This is a genomic window from Pantoea sp. PA1, assembly GCF_056856975.1.
The window spans coordinates 111,682-130,317 of sequence record NZ_JBXGEE010000002.1 but is presented as its reverse complement, the minus strand read 5'-3'; the positions used below and the strand labels follow the sequence as shown (position 1 = coordinate 130,317).

Sequence of the window (18,636 nt, the reverse complement as noted above, 5' to 3'; positions counted from 1 at the left end):
TGCGTGAAAACTACATTAAAAATTTCAGTGCCAAACCTAAAACGTTCCAGACTATTTGTTGCATCGACAATATTAAATGCAACGGGTGGTGGATTGATCATGGCGTTTATGATGATCTACTTTGACAGAACGACAACGCTTACGCTCTCAATAATAGGCGTAGCTATTGCCACAGGCCGTGCCCTTTCCTCTTTAGTACCTGTCCTGATAGGAAGGTTACTGGACAGACTCGGTCCTAAAAAACTGTCGATATGGGGCGATTTTATCAGCGGCGCGGGTTTTGTCATGTGTCTTTTCGCCAGAGACCCTTTTACCATAATGCTGACGCAGTTTTTTACCCAGGCAGGATCTCATATTTTCTGGACGAGCAACCGAGGGCTGGTTTCACTGGCTTCAGGTGGGAAAGGGACTCAAACCTGGTTCGGACTTATTGCGTCTATCAGGAATATTGGTCTGGGACTGGGCACCATCTTTACTTCACTGGCTTTTTCTGTTGATTCTGACAGCAGTCTGCATTTTATTGTTATTGCGTCGGCATCACTTTACTTTCTATCCTGCCTGGCACTTTTGATGTGGCATCCTGTAGCCGTGCAGACGGTAAAGAATAGCCACAAAAAAGCAGAAAGTCATAATATTAGAAAAGTGTTGAGCGATCCCAGCTATCGCCAGCTTCTGATTGTCAACTTTGGCTTAGTCATTGCTGCAATGGTTATTCCGCTCGTAATTGTTATTTATGCAACCAAACAACTTGGCCTTCCTGCTTTTTTCTCAGGCGGACTGGTCATTTTAAACACGGCCATCGTGGCGCTAATCAGCACCCATATTGCATCATGGACAAAAGAGAACGATCCCGTCCAGAACATAAAACACGCTTATTACCTGAATATTCTTTCATTCATTATTTTCTGGTGTGCCAGCATAACTTTAAATAACCAGATAGTTACTGGTGGGCTGTTAATTGTTGCGATGCTTATTTACAGCCTTGCAGAAATGTTATCTACGCCGTCGGTTAATATGCTAAGTATAAAACTAGCCCCGGAAGTAAATAATGGAAATTACATGGCTGCCTTTCAGATGACCTGGTCGGCAGGAATGACGTTGTCTCCGGCAATTTTTGGCTGGCTGCTGGATATGAATACGCATTCCACCTGGATAGTCCTGCTCTTACTGACCGCAGTCACTTTTAGTCTGGGATTCAAAAATTTAAAAGGAGGAGTTAATGAATACAACTATTAATGGAAATAAAAGCATACTGGTTATTGAGCCGATCGGTATGGGAGGAGAGCTGCTTCTTAAGGCAATACGCGCACTGGGTTATCATTCAGTCGTCGCCACAACAGAAGAAGTCTATGACTCCATGCTGCAAGAAGTCTCAGGCATGATTGATGACCTCATTTTTCTGGACTTTTCAGTGCGCCAGCTGGCCATTGAGACGCTGGTCAGCGAAGCGAAGAAGAAAGGCGTTTCCGGGGTAGTTGTCGCCTGGGAGTTCCTGACAGATATCGCAGCAGAAGTCGCACAAAGGCTCGATCTTTGCGGTCCGGATGCCTCGCTTTCCAGAGCCAGAAGAAACAAATATGACATGTACCGCACGCTGTCGAAGGCAGAGTGTCCGTTACCGGCACTGCTGGCGGTATTAACCGACAAGGATGATGTGCATCAACTTCCTCTGGAAGAGCTGGCGTTTCCTCTGGTGGTCAAACCGGCTGAAAATGCAGCCTCCTTTGGCGTTTCAGTGCTGATGGAGTGCAACGAGTTTCCTCAGGCATGTAAAGACGCATCACAATGGACACATGAATATCCACACGGTATTCCTTTCAGCAAAGAAATTCTGGTTCAGGAATATATTCCTGGACAGGAGTTTAGTGTTGAAGGCCTTTCCGTCTCAGGTCGATATGCGCCCTGGGGTGTGACAATGAAGTTCACCACGCCCGGCAAAGCTCGTGCAGAAACCGGACACATTTTCCCGGCGCCTGTTCCTGACGCCTTACGCGATGAGATTCTGAACGTTGCCACTCAGGCGGTTATTGCCCTGGGCATCACGAATGGCATAAGCCATACCGAAATCAAATTAGACAAAGAAGGAAAGCCACGCGTTATTGAGAGCTGTTCACGGCCAGCAGGTGACTATATTCCTCGCCTTGTCGCCCTTTCCACCGATCAGGACCCGCTTGAAATCTATGCCCGCCAGGCCGTCGGTATGCTGGATAGTGACTTTAAACCTGCCGTGCCTAAACGCTATTGTGCCATTCAGTTTGTCCGGCCTGACGCCGAAGGCGTTTTAAAGCAGCTTGAAATTCCTTCCAGGCTGGAAAATGCATCCGTCATTGAAACCCGCTCTACCGTTAGTGAAAATTCACCGGTAAAACCGGGCTCAACAAATATTGAACGTCTGGGATGGGCCATTTTTACCGCTGATTCTGAGCAGTCAATACTTTTGGCTATGGATGAATTTTCACAAAGCACCAGGGTCTCTATCGTATGAGTGATTTTCCCGTACTCTGCATCCGCTCGCTGGATATAAGCCAGGCATCACCTTTTCTCGAAATGGCATGGGAAACGATCAAAAGCAGGCACAGTGATTCAAGACTGCTGCTCAAAGATCAGCCTCACTTTTCGTCTCCGATGGGGCCTGATGCCGCAATTGACGATGCCCAAAGTGAGCGTCAACCGGCTTACGTCAGCCATGTTATTTCCTGGTCTATTCCCAATGAAAGGACCATTGAAGACATCACTTTGTCAGAAGGCGTCAGCGCGGTCCCTGGCCCAATTAATGCTGTATATAAGCTCGCCGATAAAAGAGCAACCAAAATGCTTTTTGAGCAATTCGCCCTTCCTACGCCGCGCTGGGAACTTCTGGACCGAGAGTTTACACATGGCGAGCTTTTAAAACCGGGCTGCAGAGACAAACTTGAGCAGGAACTGGTCAGCCATATTGCTTTTCCCGTCATTCTGAAACCTCTGTGGGATTGTATGGGGCATGGTATTGAGATAATCAGTAACAAAGACCAGCTGATCAAGACGCTGAGTCAGAATCAGCGCAAGAATATTTTAATTGAGTCCTTTATTGATGGTGCGCTTGGTTGCATAGAAATTGCTGGTACGCCGGGGAATTACTTTTTCCAGCCTCCCTGTTATACCGGCCAGAGTTCACTGGGAGTTCGCTCTGATTTTGATACGATACGCGTCTGTCATCCTGGTCTTTTCAGCAAACAGTTAACCGGTGAGGTCCAGACAAAACTGATTCTCCTATTAAATCACCTGGGGTTCAATGGTGTCTGCTGCGTCGATTTTATTGTTACGGAAAACAGCCTTTATCTTCTGGAAATTAACCCACGTATTAGCGGAATCAGTTGCCTGAGCTCAGCAGCAAGCGGCATCAATTCATTTGAGTCAACGTACCTTATTTCTTCGGGTCAATGGCAGGCACCGCTTCCTTATCAAAGTCGTCAGGGAGCCGCTCTGCAACTGGGCGGGAAATATGCAGATGAAATCAGTTCTGTTATTCGCGACGAAGGCAATAACGTCACAGTTTACCGTGACAACATCATTACGGTAGACGGAAAAGACTCACGAAATATGATTGCCGGCGGAACGATCAGCAGCATTGAGAATGTGTTGCAGTCTGTTCAGCATAGCTCGCTTAGCTTTATCGCTTCAACGCTACGCATAGCTTAGTCCCGCACAGTATTGCCTGACGTAATCAGGAGCAGGTCTGCCTGGCGTCCCGCTTTACAGGCTGATACATCCGGGATAAAAAGTTGATAATGTCGTGTGGATGCAATTATCTGGTCAGGATGTTTTTTGTCCTGCCTGTTACGGCCCTTTTCAACGGGTGATAATTAAAATGTCAGCGGCAGTGCGGTGTACTCACAGATGACGCCGCTTTCCTCAACCCGTCTCTGGCGGGTTGAGGTTTTGTTTATCACGCCTTACCCTTCCACCCACACCGCCCCGGCATCTGCTGATTTCACGCACTGGGCTACCCAGCGCACGCCCGCTAATCCGGCATGCACATCGGGATACCAGAAATCCTCCAGGAAAGCGGTGTCGCGGCGATCGGTGGCGTCCATCGCCAGCGCGAAGCGGCGATAGAGATTTGACCAGGCCTCAAACAGCCCCTCCGGATGCCCTCCGCCGATGCGATCCTCTTCCAGCGCGCGCGGGGTGAGATAGCCCATGCCACGCTCCAGAATCCGCACCGGCTCGCCCTGCACTTCATAGCGCAGCTGGTTGGGCTGCTCATCCCACCACTCCAGGCTGGCTTTCGCGCCAACGACGCGAATCTTCTGCCCGTGCATGGAACCGGCATTGACCGCCGATGCCCAGAGCGTGCCGACCGCGCCGTTGTCATACTCCATCATCACAAAAGCGTTATCCTCCAGCGGCGCGCGCGAGGCAACAAAGCTCTGGCGCGCACAGAGCAGCCGCGTCATCTTCAGCTGCGGCAGCATGGTTTCGGCGATAAACAGCGGATGCGTGGCCAGATCGCCTAATACATAGCTCGGCCCGACAAAACGCGGGTCTACCCGCCAGCGGGTACTTTCACTCTGCAGCTCCACCGCTTCATTATGGAAACCGTGAGCAAACTGCATGTTCACAATGCGAATCTCACCCAGCGCCCCTGCCGCGATCATCTCTCTGGCCTGATGGATCAGCTGATGTCCGGCGTAGCCGTAGGTGACGCCAACAATCTTCTGCTTCTCCCGGCTGAGCTGCTCGAGCTCATCGGCCTCATCGACCGTAAAACAGAGCGGCTTCTCACACACCACATGCAGTCCGGCATTCAGCGCTGCCCGACAGATGGCAAAGTGGGTGTTGTTTGGCGTGGCGATGGACACCGCTTCAATCCCCTCTTCCCGCGCAGCCTCGCCGGCGAACAGGCTGGCGTAATCGGGATAGCAGCGATCGGGCGCCACGCCCAGCGCCTGACCAAACTCGCGTCCGCGCCCGGCATCAATATCAAAGGCGCCCGCCAGCAGCGTGAAGTTACCGTCACGCTGCGCCGCCGAACGGTGGATGTAGCCGATCTGGCTGGTACCGCCGCCGCCGATCATTCCCCAGCGCAGTGAGCGATTAGCCGCTTTTTTTCCGTTAATCATGCTGTTGTCCTCAGAATCCTGTTGATCGGAGATAGTCCAGGCTGGCTTTCACATCGCGCAGGCTGGTGTCGGCATGGCGCGGGTCACGCTCCTGTTCAATGGTGATCCAGCCGCGGTAATGGCGTTCCATCAGCAGCGCATGCACGGCCGGATAGTCGATTGCGCCCTGGCCCAGCGGGCACATGACGCCCTCCGCGCAGGCGGTGAAGAAATCGACTCCGCGCGTGACGGCGTCCTGCCAGACCCGCAGATTCACATCTTTAAAATGGAGATAGTCGATGCGCGTCCAGTACTTTTGCAGCGCCGCCACCGGGTCCATCCCGGCGTAACAGAGGTGGCCGGTATCCAGGCACAGCCCCGCGACCTGATGCGGAATATCCCTGACCAGCTGCGCCAGCTCGTCGGCGAATTCGATGCAGCCACCCGCGTGCGGATGGATCACCGGCCGCACGCCATACTCCCGCCAGGCAATGTCGCTCAGAATGGTGATGTGCTGCATCATGCGCTGCCACGCATCTGCGGAGAGCCGGGGGGCCTTCTCTGACTGACCGGCATATTTCGCCCGTTCCGGATTGCCGAAGTCGATAATCACCAGATAGGGCGCGCTGGCTCCCGGGGTTTTCGCTGCTGTCGGGACACGGGCGAGCGTGCGGCAGAGGTTGTGGGTCAGCGTCACCAGCGTGGGGAAATGAGCCTCACTGACCAGATCGTCAAAGATCGTGCCCGCCACCAGCGAAAGCTGATGCGCATCAAGCTGCCGGGTCAGCTCAGCCGGATCGGTGGGCAGGTAGCCCCACGGCCCCAGTTCGATGGCCGGATAGCCCGCCTGCGCGGCCTCGGTCAGGACTTTCTGCCAGGGTGGCAGCCAGGGATTGGCGGGATCGTCCACGCCCCAGCTACAGGGCGCATTAGCAATGTGAAAGGTCATCGTGTCTGCCTCTGCAGTAAGAACTGCCGGCAGTATCAAACAAACGTTTCATCTCAGACAACGATGAAAGTTTCATTTTTTGATAGAGATCGCTTTTAAAAATTGCATTAAATGATAGTTTTATATCATTAAAAAGCTAACACCTTCTTTCTACAGGTTTTCCCGTGTCACGATCTCAAAGGGCACGGTAATCTGCGCAAAGTGATCCCGCGGCTCCAGCCGCCCGTTCAGACAGGCCGAGACCACCGCTTCGGCCATCGCCTCAATACGGTGACGCAGCATCAGCGTGATGGTGCCGTCAATCAGCGCCAGCTCGTCGCCGGGCAGCGGACCGTGGCACACCAGGTCGATCTGCGTGCGTCCGCTCTCCCGCAGCGCCTGCACCACGCCCTCAATGCCACCGCAGGGGGCATAAATCATGACCAGATCGTCATGACTCTCCAGCAGCGCCCGGGTGGCCTGGTAGCCCCCCTCTGCCGTCTCGTGCGTTTTCAGCGGCTCCAGCACGCGCTGGCTGATGCCCGACTCGCGCAGGGAGGAGCGAAAACTGATTTCGCTGCTCTCCTGACAGGTAAAGCGATGGTCGCCGATCAGCACGCCGACGCACCCTGGCCGGCGCAGCAGGTGGCGGGCCATCCAGGCGGCAGTGCGTCCCGCCTTCTGGCTGTCGATGCCGATAAAGCCTGCATGTTCACAGGCGGAGAAGTCGGAGAACAGGGCGTAAACCCGCACGCCGAGCCGCGAAACATCCTGAATCGCGTGACGAATCAGCGGATGATCCAGCGCCACCAGCGCGATCACGTCGCAGCACTGCGCCAGCTGCCGCACTGAACGGGCAACCGCCTCCACGTCATGAATATCATGCCAGCAGAAGACCGGTTCACTGCCCGCAGGCTGCTGCTGCTCCGCCTGCTGTTTCAGCGCCTCGCCCAGCTGCTGATAGAGCGAATAGCGCGCGGGCAGCAGGATAAAGCCAAAGCGTAACGCCTGCGCGGCGGGCGGCGCGATATGCTGGCTATGGGCCTGTGTCAGCTGATAGCCCAGCGACCTGGCGGCTGCCATTACCTTCTGCTCTGTGGCGCTGCGCACCGGTGCGCGACGGTTCAGCACCCGATCCACCGTGGCTACCCCCACGCCCGCCGCCTGAGCAACGGCGGTCATCGTCACTTTTGGCATCCTGTTTCTCCTCTTCACGCTCTGTTGTGGTGACTGACGGTAATACTTTATCCCGGCACGCCCTTTTTCTCTCATTTATTTGATAGAAAACCTCACGCAAAGTTGATCGCTTTCGCAAAAATGAAACATCCGTTTCTTTCTGCGTTCTCTTTAAAACAGGCATTTGCTAAAACCGGTGAAAGGCTTGTGCGAAAGCGGCGCGCAGACAGGCGTCCTCTTCACTCAGGAACCGTTCCTTCAACCTTGCCGGAGCAGAGAGATGAAAATCGCTTTTGATGTGGATGTGATTAAAGAGCTGGGCATCACCCGTATGGTTCATCAGGTCGCCGACTGGGGATATCAATATATCGAACAGTCGCCGCATCCGCAGATCAACCCGTTTTATAAACATCCCAAAGCCAGCCGCGAAATCATCACCGAATATAAAAATGCGCTGCGTGCGACCGGCCTGGCGATCTCCTCGTTTATCGTCGTCTATCGCTGGTCCGGCCCGGATGAGCTGCGTCGTCAGGCGGCGGTGAAGAACTGGAAGCGGATGATTGAGATCGCGGTTGAGATGGGGGTACCGGTAATCAATACCGAACTCTCCGGCACGCCAAACGAGCCGGAAATCTGCGAAGAGATGTTCTATCGCTCAATGGAGGAGCTGCTGCCGATCCTCGAACGTGAAGGAATACGCGTCGAAATTCAGGCACATCCGTGGGATTTCTGCGAAGAGAACAACGAAACCGTGGATATCGTGAAGTCGTTCCGCAGCGATAACGTGAAGTATATCTACAGTGCGCCGCACACCTTCTTCTATGACAAAGGCAAAGGCGATGTGAAACCGATGCTGGAGTACGCCGGAGACGATCTCTCCCATATGCTGATTGCCGACACCATGAACCACACCCGCCACTGCCGCTACATCGTCAATCCGCCAGGCGTCGACGCCACTATTCATCAGCACGTCGGCGTTGGTGAAGGTGAGGTCGATTTCGACAGTCTCTTCCAGACCCTGCGCGACACCGGCTTTGCCACACGCCGTTACAAAGTTGGCGGAGAGCCGATCATCGCGGCCTCGCTGTTTGGCTACCCGGAAAAGATGTCGGTTCAGGCCATTGAAACCCGCGAACGGATTGAGCGCGAACTGCTCTGATCCCCGCAGCCATGCAGCCCGGCAGTGATCCTCCGGGGCGATAACCGCCCCGCTTTTCCTTTTTCCACCTTCCCGGCCTCCCTGACATCAACGGGTTGCCGCGCGTCCTCACGCAGCCAGCAGAGTTAAACCGCCTTTTCAGCACCTGCTACACTCCAGACAAACATCACACCACGAGGCGAACGTTTATTATGTCGGAAAATGCATATCAGCCTGCAACAGTCTGGAACTGGGATCCTGAAGCCAAAGGCAACGGCGCGAAAACTAATCGTCCGTTCGCGGGTCCTACCCATGAAAAAGCGCTGCCGGTCGGTAAACACCCTTTACAGCTCTACTCACTCGGCACGCCGAACGGTCAGAAAGTGACAATTCTGCTGGAAGAGCTGCTGGCGCTGAATGTTAACGACGCAGAATATGATGCCTGGTTGATCCGTATTGGCGACGGGGATCAGTTCTCCAGCGGGTTTGTGGACGTGAATCCGAACTCAAAAATCCCGGCGCTGAGCGATCACTCCGTCACCCCGCCGCTGCGGGTGTTCGAGTCGGGCAATATCCTGCTCTATCTGGCGGAAAAGTATGGCTACTTCCTGCCAAAAGATATCGCCGGCCGCACTGAAACCCTGAACTGGCTCTTCTGGCTGCAGGGCTCTGCGCCTTACCTCGGTGGCGGTTTTGGTCATTTCTATCACTATGCGCCGGAAAAAATTGAGTACGCCATCAACCGCTTCACGCTGGAAGCGAAGCGTCAGCTCGACGTGCTGGATCGCCAGCTGGCGGATCATCGCTATCTGGCCGGTGAGGATTACACCATCGCTGACATCGCCACCTGGCCGTGGTACGGCAACATGGTGCTGAATGACCAGTATGGCGCGGCGGAATTCCTGGATGTGCAGTCCTATAAAAATGTGGTGCGCTGGGCGAAAGAGATCGCGCAGCGTCCCGCCGTCATTCGTGGCCGCAAGGTCAATCGTGTCATGGGCGACCCGGCCGATCAGCTGCATGAGCGTCATGATGCTGCTGACTTCGATACCCAGACCCAGGATAAAAAAGCGTAAGGAGCTAACCTGTGAGTGCATACGTCGTATTTATTCGTGATAACACCCTGAACCAGGACGAAATGAACACCTATTCTGAGAAAGCGGGCCAGGCACGTGGCGATCATCCGATCAACCCGCTCGCCTTTTATGGCGCGCTGGAAACGCTGGAAGGTCCGGAAGCGGAAGGCGTGGTGATTCTGGAATTCCCGACCCGCGAAGCGGCGCACGCCTGGTATGACAGCCCGGAATATCAGGCTGCCAAAGCGCACCGTCTGAAAGGGGCGAACTATCGCGTGGTGCTGGTGCAGGGCATCGACAAATAACACGCAGGGCGGCAGCGATGCCGCCTTTTTTACGCCTCCACCTTCTGCAGCGTCTGCTGCAGAAACGCCACGAACGCCGTCACGCGTGCCGGAAGCTGACGCTGCGCCTGCCAGACCGCAAAAATGTCGCCATCGGGTGCCTGCCATTCAGGCAACACCGGCAGCAGATCCCCCGCCGCGAGGCTGTGCTGCGCATCCCACCAGGAACGCAGCAGAATGCCATGCCCATCCATCGCCAGCCGCATCGCCACTTCGCCATCGTTGGTCATCAGGCTGCCGCGCACCTTCTGGCTGATGCTCTGCTCACCGCGGGTCAGTCGCCACAGGGTAAAATCGCTGTCGTGCTGACGCAGTAAAATGCAGTTGTGTTCCGCCAGCTCGCTGACCGTCGCAGGCAGGCCGTGCCGGGCAGCATAAGCGGGCGAACAGCAGAGAATACGCGGATTGGTTCGCAGCTTACGCGCCACCAGCCGCGAGTCAGGCGGCTCACCGACGCGAATATCGATATCAATGTGCGCATCGAGAAAATTCAGCGGCTGGCTGCTGAGGTGCAGAGACAGCGCAAGCTGCGGATGCAGCGCGGCAAAGGCGGAGACGCACGGCGCGATATGGCGACGGCCAAACCCGAATGAAGCGTTGATATTCAGCGAGCCGCGCAGCTGAGCGGTTTCACCGCTGACCGCTTCTTCCAGCGCCACCAGCTGATCGAGCAGCGGGCGGGCACCTGCCAGATAACGGTGGCCTTCCGGCGTCAGCTCCAGCCGTCGCGTGGTGCGGCGCAGCAGCTGCACGCCCAGACGCTGCTCCAGCTGGCTCAGACGTTTGCTGACGGCCGCCAGCGACAGACCCAGCTCACGTGCCGCTGCGGTCAGGCTCTCCAGCCCGGCCAGGCGAACAAAGAAGGCCAGGTCATCGGTGGAGGTGCGGGATTCTCTACTTTTATTCAACACTGGTTTGCGTTTCAGACTCATTATTTCCCCGGAAGCGACAGTTATACTGCGGTCACAATTCGAACATCAACCGGAAAGGTGCCCTGTGACTGAGAAAATCCATCGTATTGCCGTGATCCCCGGCGACGGTATCGGTAAAGAAGTGATGCCGGAAGGCGTCCGCGTGATGAATGCCGCCGCCGAAAAATTTAACATTCCGCTGCGCTGGGAGTGGTTTGATTACGCCAGCGCTGAGTACTGGCAGCAGCACGGCAAAATGCTGCCTGACGACTGGTTCCCGCAGCTGAAAACCTTCGATGCCATCTACTTTGGCGCCGTAGGCTGGCCGGAGGTGGTGCCTGACCACGTCTCCCTGTGGGGGTCGCTGTTACAGTTCCGCCGCGAGTTCGACCAGTACGTCAACCTGCGTCCGGTGCGCCTGATGCCCGGCGTCAAAGCGCCGCTGGCCAATCGCCAGCCGGGCGATATCGACTTCTATGTGGTGCGTGAAAACACCGAGGGCGAGTACTCCAGCGTGGGGGGCACCATGTTCCCCGGCACCGATCGGGAAGTGGTGATTCAGGAGACGGTGATGACGCGCACCGGCGTCGATCGCATTCTGAAGTTTGCCTATCAGCTGGCGCAGAGCCGGCCGAAGAAACATCTGACCTCGGCCACCAAATCCAACGGTATCGCCATCACCATGCCTTACTGGGACAGCCGTGTCGACGCGATGTCCGGCCAGTTTCCGGAGGTTCGCGTCGATAAGTATCACATTGATATTCTCACCGCCAACTTCGTGCTGCACCCGGACTGGTTCGATGTGGTCGTCGCCAGCAACCTGTTTGGCGATATCCTCTCTGACCTTGGCCCGGCCTGTACCGGCACCATCGGCATTGCCCCCTCCGCCAACATCAACCCGGAAGGTCTCTTCCCCAGCCTGTTTGAGCCGGTTCACGGCTCCGCGCCCGACATCGCCGGTAAAGGCATTGCCAATCCCATCGGCCAGATCTGGTGCGGCGCGATGATGCTGGAGCATCTCGGCTACAAGGCGGCAGGCGAAGCGGTTCTGGACGCCATTGAACGCACGCTGGCGGCGGGTGAGCACCTGACGCGTGACCTCGGTGGCTGCGCCAGTACAGAAGAGCTGGGAGCGGCCATCGCCGCCGCACTGTAAGTGAATCACGCTGCCGCCCGCCCCCGGCGGCAGCCCTCTCACCACCGCGCCACTTATTCCGGTAGCCGGACGACCATCGCCGGATGCCACCCTGCGGGTAAGGGATCCGGCCGCACGATGTTCAGGTTATGCAGGTGCAGGTTCTCTACGCCGCGCGCAAACAGCCCTGGCAGACCGCCGGGATAGGGTTCGACCCCAAATGCTTCACCGGATGCCGGGTCAACCCGGTAGGCGTTATCCAGGCCCATGCCGGTCGGGGCGTCCGGGTTGCAGGGCGGCCGTATGTCGTAGTGCCCCTGGGGCAATGACGCCACCGCCTGCTGCATCTGGAGCTGGCTGATAACCACATCGCGTATCCAGCCCGGTTCTGCCGCATGCAGGTTAATCGCCCCCTCGGCCACGCCGGTTATGGTACTGAACTGCACCTGCTCCACGACGCCGGGTGTGATGGCGGGATCGCGGCGGCGTACCGAAATATGCAGCGGATCGGCTTTGCCCCAGTGACAGGGCGGCGCGTGGTGACAGGCAAACGTCAGATTACTGAACAGCAGACGCCGCATGGCGCCGCCGTCGCGCGACAGAATGCCAATCCCCCGGTTCGAATCAAAAATAGTGCAGCCGGTTACCGTGACATCTTCCACATCGTCCCAGGTTTCGGTGCCAATCTTCAGGGCGCAGCTGTAGCTGCGCAGCAGGCAGTTGGTGATCATAATCTGCCGCGCCGGCCGCCGCAGTGCGGCGGGTTTATGGGTGGTTTTGATACAGATGGCATCGTCGGCGGCGCTGAAATAGCTGTTGCTGACAAACACCGCTTCGCAGCTGTCGATATCCAGCGCATCGGTGTTGGGCATCGTCATGGCGTTGTCGATGGTGAGGTGATCGATATGCACATGGCGGCAGCTCACCAGATGGACCGTCCACATCGGTGCCTGCACCAGCGTAAAGCCGGTCAGCGTCACCTGCTCACAATCTTCAAACACAATCAGGCGTGGCCGGTCAGCGTGCGGCAGGCGATAGCCCTGTGCATCCCGCTCAGCGGCAAACCAGGCGTCACCCTCACCATCAATGCGGCCGGTGCCGCTGAGGGTGATATTGCGCTGGCCCAGCGCATAGAGCAGCACGTTGTGGGATTTCTCCGCGCAGCTCAGCGCCTGCACCGCCTGATAGTCAGCCAGCTGCTGGCTGGCGATCAGCACCGCACCCGCGTCGAGATGCAGCTCAATGTCTGAGGGCAGATTCAGGCAGCCGCTGCGATAGCGTCCGGCAGGCAGTGTCAGACGGCCGCCGCCCGCCGCCGCAATCTGGTCAAGGGCGCGCTGCAGCACCGCGGTGTCCGGGGTTTCGCCGTCGGCGGCAGGATGAAAATCAGCAAGGGAAAGGTGCATGGTGCGTCTCCCGCAGGTTTGAGGAGGAAAAATTGCAGCACGAAACGGCGCAGCAAACCTTTGTCTGGTCGCCAGTTCGCCGTTTCGTGCGGGCTGTCACAGATTACTTCACGGCCCCTTCCGTCACGCCGCTGATAAATTTGCGCTGGAAAATCAGGAACACCAGGATCAGCGGCATGATCACAATCATCGCCCCCGCCATCAGCACCGGAATGTCGATGGTATTTTTATTCTGGAAAAACATCATGCCAATCGGCAGCGTCCGCAGCTCATCTTTGTTCACCAGAATCAGCGGGATCAGGAACTCATTCCAGGTCCAGATAAACAGCAGCAGCCCCAGCGTTGACAGGGTTGGCCAGATAGCGGGCACCAGAATGCCCCACAGGATTTTGACCCGCGACGCGCCGTCCATCACCGCCGCCTCCACCAGCTCTTTCGGCACCTGCTGAAAGGCGCTGGCGATCATCAGCGTGGTAAAGGGCAGCGACAGGGCAATCTGCGGCAGGATCAGCGCCAGATAGGTGTTGGTCAGCCCCATCCAGCGCAGCTCGTGATAGAGCGGAATGATAAAGGCCTCACTCGGCAGCACCATCCCCAGCGCCAGCATCGCGGCTATCAACTTTTTGCCGGGGATCTTCAGCCAGGCAAAGCCAAATCCGGCCAGAATGCCCAGCAGCACGCTGAACAGCACCACCGGGATCACCACCAGCACAGAGTTAAGGAAGTAGACGTTGAAGTGTCCCTGCTGCCACGCGGTCAGATAATTTTTAAAATTCAGCGAGGCGGGCAGCGTAAAGACGCCCTGAAACAGCTCCATCTGGGTTTTGAATGAGGTCATCAGCGCCATCAGAAACGGCAGAATCGTCATCAGCGCCACGATCCAGATCAGCGCGCGTGAAATGACCGGCGTGCTTCGCATCAGTAACGCTCCCTTAAGGCCAGATGGATCAGGTAGTTAATCCCCAGAACAATGATCATGCTGAACACCGCCACTGACGAGGCATAGCCAAAGTAGTGCAGATCAAAGCCCTGCTTATACATAAAGATGTTGGTGACCATGGTGGAGGTGCCCGGCCCGCCCTGGGTCATGACATAGACCAGGTCGAAGGCTTTGAGGCTGGCGATCACCGTCAGCAGCAGGGCAATCCGCAGCTCCGGTCGCAGACCCGGCAGCGTGATGCGCATAAACTTCTGACGGCGCGACGACCCATCCAGGTCGGCCGCCTCCAGCAGGGAGGGGTCCATACGCTGCAGGCCCGCCATAAACAGCACCAGACAGAAGCCGAAGAAGTACCAGGTGGCGACCAGACCGACCGCGGGCAGCGCCCAGGTAAAATCGCCCAGCCACGACAGGGCCAGCTGCGGCAGGCCGACGGCGCGCAGTATCTGGTCGATCGGGCCAAACGCCGGGTTATAGAGCCAGCGCCACACGACCCCCAGCACGGCCATCGGCATGATGTAGGGCAGGAAAAAGAGAATGCGCAGCACGCTGCGTTCCTTGTTGTTGCGCGTCTCATAGAGAAAACTGCACAGCAGCAGGCCAACGCCGATAGGCAACAGGGTATAGAACAGCATCAGGATGGCGTTATTGCCCAGCGCAATCCAGAACACCGGATCGCTGAACATCCGCATATAGTTACTGATGCCGCTGAACACCGGCAGTGAGGTGCCGTCCCATTCGGTAAAACTGATGCCCAGCGAGGCCAGCAGCGGAAAGAGCAGAAATACCGCATAGACCAGCACCGCAGGCAGCACATAGAGAAAATTACGCCAGCCGCTTAAATTCAACATAACCCTACTCGTGACTCAGAACAGTGCTCAGGCCCGGCGCTTCGCCGGGCCTCCGGCTTAGTGTTTCAGGGTTTTCAGGTAACGCTGATAGTTGTTATCAAAGTTGACCACCATCTGATCGGCGGTCTGACGGCCCGCCAGCAGCAGCTGGACATTCTGATTCAGCTCGGCATTCATGGTCGGGGTCGCCCAGTCTACGTAATGACCTAAACCGTCATACTCATTGAGCGTCAGCCAGACCTGATACGCTTCGGCCAGCAGCGGATTGTCCGCCGGCATGGTGGCCGCTTTGTTGGTGCTGGCGGGCAGGAAACCGACCTTCAGCCAGCGGTTCGCCATGGCATCAGAGACCATATAGTTGATGAACTTCGCCGCCCCTTCCTGCTGATCTTTGCCTTTGGCGGTGCTGGTGATGGAGAACGCCAGATCGGTGCCCCCCACCATCAGCGGCTGCTTCACACCTTCACCGGCAGGCATCGCCGCGAAGTGGATATCTTTGTTGTCTTTGAACTGGCCGAGGTACCAGGTGCCACTGACCAGAAACGCCGCCTGGCCGTTCTGGAACAGGGTGGCGGCATCGTCATGGCCAATGCCCTGGAAGCCGGGGAAGAAGTAGCCTTTGTCGGTCCAGCTCTTCATCATGGTGGCGGCGTTGACCAGCTTGCTGTCCCTGAAGGTGCCGCCCACATCGTAAATCAGGTTATCCAGCGTCTTGCGGTCACGGCTCTCGATCTGGGCCTGCCACAGGGTGCTGAGCAGCTGCTGGCCCATGTTGCCGTCCAGCAGCCCCAGCATCATCGGCGCGGTGCCCTGCGATTTGAGTTTCGCCATGGCGCTTTCCAGCTCTGCCAGCGTTTTCGGCACCGGAATGCCCGCTTTATCCAGCAGCGCTTTGTTGTAATAGAGCCCGACCATCTCCCCCAGGCTGGCTATGCCGTAGAGTTTGCCGCTGCCAAATTCACCGCTGTCTGACCAGCGGTTACGTTTCAGAATCGAGTCCGGAAAACGGGTCGTCCAGCCATAGCTGGCTGCGTAGCTGTCGAGCGGCAGCAGCAGCTTATCTTTAACCAGCGAGCCCATATCCCCGCCGCCCTGGTTGACCTGCGCAATCTGCGGGCCGTCACCGGCGGTCAGCGCCAGCTTAAGCGGGATGCGGGTATCTTCAAAGGAGTGCACCGAGCGGTTGATAACAATGCCGGGATTCTGCTGAGAGAACTCTTTGATCCCCTCATCCACCGCGGCGGTCTGCTGCGGATAGTTGTAGATATCCCACTCATTAAGGGTCACGGCGGCGTGGGCGGCCTGCGAGACGCTGCCTGCCAGCAGGCCCGCTGCCAGCAGCCGACCCACATTGCGAATTCGGAACGAACGAACGGAGGAAACAGACATTATGCTCACCTTCTTCAGACCAGAATCGGCATCCCTGCATCTCACCGCCTGACATCCTGCAGGCTGAAGCCGCACACAAACGCACTGACTCATACTTACTTTAATAAAAAAATAAAGTCAAACAACCTGCCGCGGGAATTGCAACGCTGTGAGCGCGCGCAAATAAACAGCAACCTGGCGTGAATATCAGCACATCACGCTGGTCTGACGCCTGTTAACCGCGGCGGCAGCGTGCCCCGCGCGCTTTTCACAGCAGGAGATCGCCAGGCTATAATGACAAAATAACACCCTGATAAACCATACGAAAATCCTATCACGCTCACACTTTTCTCTTTTTACCGGCGCTGAATCTGCCGCCAGCCGCCGTCCTGCGGGCGTGCTGGCGATCACAGTTGTGCATCATGACGCCGTGAAAGATTGCTTAACCGTCAGCGTTAGTGCGATAAGGGAATTATTCTATCTTGAAAACTAAGTCCACATTCATTAACGTAACTTTATCCTGTGGATCTGTTTACTCCCTGACCGTTTCACTCACTCATGAGACTTCACCATGGCGAATCAAGGTGTCATTCGTCCGGCCACGCCGGCGGACTTCCCGGCGCTCTACCGTATCTGCCTGGAAACAGCGGATGCCGGTGGCGATGCCCGCGCGCTCTACTCCGATCCCGACTATCCCGGCCAGCGTTTTGCCGTGCCCTACGCGCGGTTTGCGCCTGACTTCGCCTTTGTGCTGGAGCGTGACGGTGAGGTGCAGGGTTACGTTGTGGCCGTGCCTGACACCCGCGCGTTTGAGGCCCAGCTCGACGCCGAATGGTGGCCGCAGCTTCAGGAGAAATATCGCGACCGCAGCGCCAGCGCCCCGCTCGACAGTAAGGTGCTCGACGCCATCCGCCAGCCCGATCAGGCCGCGGAGACGCTGGTGACCCGCTGGCCCGCGCATCTGCATATCAACCTGCTGCCTGCCGCCCAGAAAGGGGGCTGGGGTCGCCGGATGATTGAGCATGAGCTGGCGGCGCTGCGGGCCGCCGGGGTCAGAGGTGTCCATCTTGGCGTCAGCCTGCAGAACGAGCAGGTGTGCGCCTTCTATACGCGTATGGGGTTCACCCCTATCCTGCGCAGTAATGCCATCTACATGGGCCAGTTACTCTGAGTGAGGTAGCCGATGACCAGCCTGCGCTTGCAGAATGTGAAGAAGTCGTATGAGCACGTCAATGTTATTCATGGCATCGACCTGACGATCAACAGCGGCGAATTTGTGGTGTTTGTCGGCCCTTCCGGCTGCGGCAAATCGACGCTGTTACGGATGATCGCCGGGCTGGAGGAGATCAGCAGCGGTCAGCTGCTGATTGAGGGGCTGGATATGACGCAGCAGCCCGCCACCGAGCGCGGCATCGCGATGGTGTTTCAGTCCTATGCGCTCTACCCCAACATGACGGTGCGCGGCAATCTGGCCTATCCGCTGGAGGTCATGAAAAAGTCCAAAGCGGAGATCAACCAGGCTATTGCGCAGACGGCAGCTCGGCTGCACCTGACGGAACTGCTCGACCGCCTGCCGCGTGCGCTTTCTGGCGGACAGCGGCAGCGCGTGGCGATTGGCCGCGCCATCATTCGTCATCCGCGTATTTTCCTGTTCGATGAACCGCTCTCCAACCTGGATGCCGAACTGCGTCTGCAGATGCGGATCGAGATCGCCCGCCTGCACGCCTCACTCGGTAACACCATGATTTATGTCACCCACGATCAGCTGGAGGCGATGACCCTGGCTGACCGCATCGTGGTGCTGCGTCAGGGCAGGATTGAACAGGTCGGCGCGCCGCTGACGCTCTATCACGACCCGGATAATCTGTTTGTCGCCGGGTTTATCGGATCGCCGAAGATGAACTTTCTGCGCGCCGAGATCAGCGCGACGGGCGAAGGTGAAGTGCAGCTGCGGGTGCCGGAGCTGAAGATTGAGGGGCTGGTCATGCCCCTTGCGGCTGCCTGCCGCGAGGGCCAGACCGTCACGCTGGGCATCCGTCCCGAGCATTTCCAGCCTGCCGCGCAGACGCCGGACGCCCTGCGTTTTCACGGCGAGCTGGCCTATGGCGAGATGCTGGGTCACACCAACTATCTCTACCTGGATATCGGACGTGAACAGATGCTGGTGGTGGAAGAGCGCGAGGCCACCCCGCGCGATCTCGGTGCGCAGGTGGAACTGGGCATCTCTGCCGCGCACTGCCTGCTGTTTGATGAGCAGGGTCTGCGCCTGCGCTAGGAGAAGC

General features: G+C 57.1%; 17 protein-coding genes. 9 read left to right on the top strand and 8 right to left on the bottom strand.

What is annotated here, in order from left to right; all coding sequences use genetic code 11:
• The first annotated feature begins 3 nt into the window (after window positions 1-3).
• The 3 genes from AC1V0D_RS11380 to AC1V0D_RS11370 are packed head-to-tail and all read left to right on the top strand — an operon-like array spanning window position 4 to window position 3,678.
• A complete protein-coding gene (locus AC1V0D_RS11380) occupies window positions 4-1,236 on the top strand; it encodes an MFS transporter (protein WP_140922731.1) in 1,233 nt (410 codons plus the stop codon).
• Window positions 1,220-2,485, top strand: coding sequence for an ATP-grasp domain-containing protein (locus tag AC1V0D_RS11375; protein WP_140922733.1), 1,266 nt, complete (start codon window positions 1,220-1,222; stop codon window positions 2,483-2,485). The genes AC1V0D_RS11380 and AC1V0D_RS11375 overlap by 17 nt, the downstream gene beginning before the upstream one ends.
• The gene (locus tag AC1V0D_RS11370) at window positions 2,482-3,678 is read left to right on the top strand and encodes an ATP-binding protein (RefSeq protein ID WP_140028740.1); all 1,197 of its coding nucleotides are present in this window, start codon (window positions 2,482-2,484) and stop codon (window positions 3,676-3,678) included. Before AC1V0D_RS11375 ends, AC1V0D_RS11370 begins: the two co-directional genes overlap by 4 nt.
• Window positions 3,679-3,932: 254 nt before the next feature.
• On the opposite strand, the gene AC1V0D_RS11365 is transcribed toward AC1V0D_RS11370, so the two are convergent.
• From AC1V0D_RS11365 to AC1V0D_RS11355, 3 genes are all read right to left on the bottom strand, one after another.
• The gene (locus tag AC1V0D_RS11365) at window positions 3,933-5,102 is read right to left on the bottom strand and encodes a Gfo/Idh/MocA family protein (RefSeq protein WP_336793899.1); all 1,170 of its coding nucleotides are present in this window, start codon (window positions 5,100-5,102) and stop codon (window positions 3,933-3,935) included.
• A 10-nt stretch (window positions 5,103-5,112) separates the two neighbouring features.
• Window positions 5,113-6,030 carry a TIM barrel protein gene (locus AC1V0D_RS11360; RefSeq protein WP_482907433.1) on the bottom strand — a complete coding sequence of 306 codons (918 nt, stop codon included), beginning with the start codon at window positions 6,028-6,030 and terminating at the stop codon, window positions 5,113-5,115.
• 150 nt (window positions 6,031-6,180) lie between these two features.
• Complete coding sequence (locus AC1V0D_RS11355; protein WP_482907432.1) at window positions 6,181-7,206, bottom strand: LacI family DNA-binding transcriptional regulator; 1,026 nt, start codon at window positions 7,204-7,206, stop codon at window positions 6,181-6,183.
• A gap of 259 nt (window positions 7,207-7,465) precedes the next feature.
• Between AC1V0D_RS11355 and AC1V0D_RS11350 the strand changes: the two genes are divergently transcribed.
• The 3 genes from AC1V0D_RS11350 (at window position 7,466) to AC1V0D_RS11340 (ending at window position 9,704) form a co-directional block, all read left to right on the top strand.
• Entirely contained in the window at window positions 7,466-8,344 is an 879-nt protein-coding gene (locus AC1V0D_RS11350) for a sugar phosphate isomerase/epimerase family protein (protein WP_140922744.1), read from the top strand.
• A 191-nt stretch (window positions 8,345-8,535) separates the two neighbouring features.
• Window positions 8,536-9,399, top strand: a complete 864-nt coding sequence (yghU, locus tag AC1V0D_RS11345; protein ID WP_009092525.1) for a glutathione-dependent disulfide-bond oxidoreductase — start codon at window positions 8,536-8,538, stop codon at window positions 9,397-9,399.
• An 11-nt stretch (window positions 9,400-9,410) separates the two neighbouring features.
• Window positions 9,411-9,704 (top strand): DUF1330 domain-containing protein, encoded by a 294-nt coding sequence (locus AC1V0D_RS11340; RefSeq protein ID WP_009092527.1) that lies wholly within the window; start codon window positions 9,411-9,413, stop codon window positions 9,702-9,704.
• Between the two features lie 29 nt (window positions 9,705-9,733).
• Here AC1V0D_RS11340 and AC1V0D_RS11335 read toward each other — a convergent pair whose 3' ends face one another.
• A complete protein-coding gene (locus AC1V0D_RS11335; RefSeq protein WP_009092528.1) occupies window positions 9,734-10,675 on the bottom strand; it encodes a LysR family transcriptional regulator in 942 nt (313 codons plus the stop codon).
• A gap of 64 nt (window positions 10,676-10,739) precedes the next feature.
• On the opposite strand from AC1V0D_RS11335, the gene AC1V0D_RS11330 reads away from it, so the two are divergent.
• The gene (locus AC1V0D_RS11330) at window positions 10,740-11,810 is read left to right on the top strand and encodes a tartrate dehydrogenase (RefSeq protein WP_009092530.1); all 1,071 of its coding nucleotides are present in this window, start codon (window positions 10,740-10,742) and stop codon (window positions 11,808-11,810) included.
• Window positions 11,811-11,863: 53 nt separating this feature from the next.
• Here the strand turns inward: AC1V0D_RS11330 and AC1V0D_RS11325 are convergent, their stop codons facing one another.
• From AC1V0D_RS11325 to AC1V0D_RS11310, 4 genes are all read right to left on the bottom strand, one after another.
• On the bottom strand, window positions 11,864-13,195 hold the full coding sequence (locus AC1V0D_RS11325) for a glycoside hydrolase family 28 protein (protein WP_046101050.1): 1,332 nt from the start codon (window positions 13,193-13,195) through the stop codon (window positions 11,864-11,866).
• A gap of 103 nt (window positions 13,196-13,298) precedes the next feature.
• The gene (locus AC1V0D_RS11320) at window positions 13,299-14,114 is read right to left on the bottom strand and encodes a carbohydrate ABC transporter permease (RefSeq protein WP_325936534.1); all 816 of its coding nucleotides are present in this window, start codon (window positions 14,112-14,114) and stop codon (window positions 13,299-13,301) included.
• On the bottom strand, window positions 14,114-14,986 hold the full coding sequence (locus AC1V0D_RS11315) for a carbohydrate ABC transporter permease (RefSeq protein WP_009092534.1): 873 nt from the start codon (window positions 14,984-14,986) through the stop codon (window positions 14,114-14,116). Before AC1V0D_RS11315 ends, AC1V0D_RS11320 begins: the two co-directional genes overlap by 1 nt.
• Window positions 14,987-15,043: 57 nt before the next feature.
• Window positions 15,044-16,375, bottom strand: coding sequence for an extracellular solute-binding protein (locus AC1V0D_RS11310; protein ID WP_009092535.1), 1,332 nt, complete (start codon window positions 16,373-16,375; stop codon window positions 15,044-15,046).
• A gap of 550 nt (window positions 16,376-16,925) precedes the next feature.
• Between AC1V0D_RS11310 and AC1V0D_RS11305 the strand changes: the two genes are divergently transcribed.
• Together AC1V0D_RS11305 and AC1V0D_RS11300 are read left to right on the top strand one after the other, a co-directional pair.
• Window positions 16,926-17,525, top strand: coding sequence for a GNAT family N-acetyltransferase (locus AC1V0D_RS11305; protein WP_482907431.1), 600 nt, complete (start codon window positions 16,926-16,928; stop codon window positions 17,523-17,525).
• Between the two features lie 12 nt (window positions 17,526-17,537).
• Complete coding sequence (locus AC1V0D_RS11300) at window positions 17,538-18,629, top strand: ABC transporter ATP-binding protein (RefSeq protein ID WP_482907430.1); 1,092 nt, start codon at window positions 17,538-17,540, stop codon at window positions 18,627-18,629.
• The last annotated feature ends 7 nt before the right edge of the window (window positions 18,630-18,636 follow it).

Coding starts and splice junctions, on each gene's coding strand:
- AC1V0D_RS11360 (WP_482907433.1), bottom strand. CDS start 6,030: ATGACCTTTCACATTGCTAATGCGCCCTGTAGCTGGGGCGTGGACGAT.
- AC1V0D_RS11325 (WP_046101050.1), bottom strand. CDS start 13,195: ATGCACCTTTCCCTTGCTGATTTTCATCCTGCCGCCGACGGCGAAACC.
- AC1V0D_RS11370 (WP_140028740.1), top strand. CDS start 2,482: ATGAGTGATTTTCCCGTACTCTGCATCCGCTCGCTGGATATAAGCCAG.
- AC1V0D_RS11315 (WP_009092534.1), bottom strand. CDS start 14,986: ATGTTGAATTTAAGCGGCTGGCGTAATTTTCTCTATGTGCTGCCTGCG.
- AC1V0D_RS11310 (WP_009092535.1), bottom strand. CDS start 16,375: ATGTCTGTTTCCTCCGTTCGTTCGTTCCGAATTCGCAATGTGGGTCGG.
- AC1V0D_RS11375 (WP_140922733.1), top strand. CDS start 1,220: ATGAATACAACTATTAATGGAAATAAAAGCATACTGGTTATTGAGCCG.
- AC1V0D_RS11350 (WP_140922744.1), top strand. CDS start 7,466: ATGAAAATCGCTTTTGATGTGGATGTGATTAAAGAGCTGGGCATCACC.
- AC1V0D_RS11320 (WP_325936534.1), bottom strand. CDS start 14,114: ATGCGAAGCACGCCGGTCATTTCACGCGCGCTGATCTGGATCGTGGCG.
- AC1V0D_RS11305 (WP_482907431.1), top strand. CDS start 16,926: ATGGCGAATCAAGGTGTCATTCGTCCGGCCACGCCGGCGGACTTCCCG.
- AC1V0D_RS11300 (WP_482907430.1), top strand. CDS start 17,538: ATGACCAGCCTGCGCTTGCAGAATGTGAAGAAGTCGTATGAGCACGTC.
- AC1V0D_RS11365 (WP_336793899.1), bottom strand. CDS start 5,102: ATGATTAACGGAAAAAAAGCGGCTAATCGCTCACTGCGCTGGGGAATG.
- yghU (WP_009092525.1), top strand. CDS start 8,536: ATGTCGGAAAATGCATATCAGCCTGCAACAGTCTGGAACTGGGATCCT.
- AC1V0D_RS11335 (WP_009092528.1), bottom strand. CDS start 10,675: ATGAGTCTGAAACGCAAACCAGTGTTGAATAAAAGTAGAGAATCCCGC.
- AC1V0D_RS11355 (WP_482907432.1), bottom strand. CDS start 7,206: ATGCCAAAAGTGACGATGACCGCCGTTGCTCAGGCGGCGGGCGTGGGG.